This is a genomic window from Rhodoferax sp. RT5P35, from assembly GCF_056521385.1.
In genome coordinates this window covers 1-1,260 of sequence record NZ_JBWMAX010000194.1, presented here as the reverse complement: position 1 = coordinate 1,260, position 1,260 = coordinate 1, and the positions used below count along the sequence as shown (strand labels likewise).

General features: G+C 66.0%; 3 protein-coding genes. 2 read left to right on the top strand and 1 reads right to left on the bottom strand.

Features of this window, described 5'->3' with window-relative positions:
• A partial coding sequence (locus tag AC097L_RS24875) for an MBL fold metallo-hydrolase (protein WP_479589390.1) occupies positions 1-507 on the bottom strand: 507 nt, incomplete at its 3' end.
• Between the two features lie 76 nt (positions 508-583).
• Here AC097L_RS24875 and AC097L_RS24870 point away from each other — a divergent pair.
• Both AC097L_RS24870 and AC097L_RS24865 read left to right on the top strand, forming a co-directional pair.
• The gene (locus AC097L_RS24870; protein WP_479589389.1) at positions 584-907 is read left to right on the top strand and encodes an ArsR/SmtB family transcription factor; all 324 of its coding nucleotides are present in this window, start codon (positions 584-586) and stop codon (positions 905-907) included.
• The coding region (locus AC097L_RS24865; RefSeq protein WP_479589388.1) for a YeeE/YedE family protein at positions 907-1,260 on the top strand (354 nt) is incomplete at its 3' end. The genes AC097L_RS24870 and AC097L_RS24865, both read left to right, overlap by 1 nt.

Below are 1,260 nucleotides of genomic sequence, written 5' to 3'. Positions count from 1 at the left end.
GGGCATGAACAGCGTGTCGCCCACAAACACCGCACCGTCCATGCGGTATGCCATGTCGGCCGGGGTGTGGCTGGGCACCAGCAGGGCGGTGGCCTCGATTTCGCCGATGTGGAAGGTTTCGCCGTCCTGGAACAGGTGGTCGAACTGGCTGCCGTCGGGCACAAAGCTGCGCTCCAGGTTAAACAGCTTTTTGAACGTGGCCTGCACCGCGCGGATGCGCTCACCGATAGCGATGCGCCCGCCCAGCTGCTTTTGCAGATAGCGTGCGCCCGAGAGATGGTCGGCATGGGCATGGGTTTCCAGAATCCAGTCCAGCTGCAGGCCCTGCGCCCGCACATAGGCCACCAGCCGGTCGGCGGATGCGGTGGCGGTGCGGCCCGACTTGAAGTCGTAGTCCAGCACCGGGTCGATGGCGGCGGCGCGGCGGGTGGCCGGGTCCCAGGCGATGTACGACACGGTCCAGGTTGCGGGGTCAAAAAAGCCTTCGGTGTGCAAGCGGGTAGTCATGGTGGGGTCCTACAGTTGGTTGACATATATTATATAAATAAATATAATGAAAGCAAATCCACTCTCCACCCACTCCATGACACAAGCCCCCCCTGCCATCGACCCCGCCGTGCTGCGGGGTGCCGCCCACCACGCGGTGGCCGCCCTGAAAGTGCTGGCCAATGAAGACCGTTTGCTGCTGCTGTGCCAGTTGGCGCAGGGCGAAATGTGCGTCGGCGACCTGGAGCTGCAGCTGGACATCCGCCAGCCCACGCTGTCGCAGCAGCTGGGCGTGTTGCGCAGCGAAGGCGTAATCAGCCCTCGCCGCGAGGGCAAGAACATTTACTACAGCGTCGCCGACCCGGCGATGCTGGACATCCTGGCGGTGCTGTACCGCCTGTACTGTCCCAAGGAGGCGTGATGGCCATCGACTGGAACCACTTCACCCCGCTGGCATCGCTGGCTGGTGGCGCGCTGATCGGCCTGGCCGCCGCCCTGTTCGTGCTGCTGAACGGGCGCATTGCCGGTATCAGCGGTGTGCTGGGCGGGTTGCTGGTGCCCACGCGGGGCGACATCGCCTGGCGGCTGGCCTTTGTGCTGGGCCTGGTGGGTGCGCCGCTGGTGTACCTGCAGTTTGCCCCGCTGCCCGTGCCGCAGATCGACGCGGGCACCGGTACGCTGGTGCTGGCCGGGCTGCTGGTGGGCGTGGGCACGCGTTACGGCGCAGGCTGCACCAGCGGGCACGGCGTGTGCGGGCTGGGGCGGCGATCGCTG

Excerpts from the sequence above, each read along its gene's own strand:
- AC097L_RS24870 (WP_479589389.1), top strand. The coding sequence starts at position 584 with ATGACACAAGCCCCCCCTGCCATCGACCCCGCCGTGCTGCGGGGTGCC.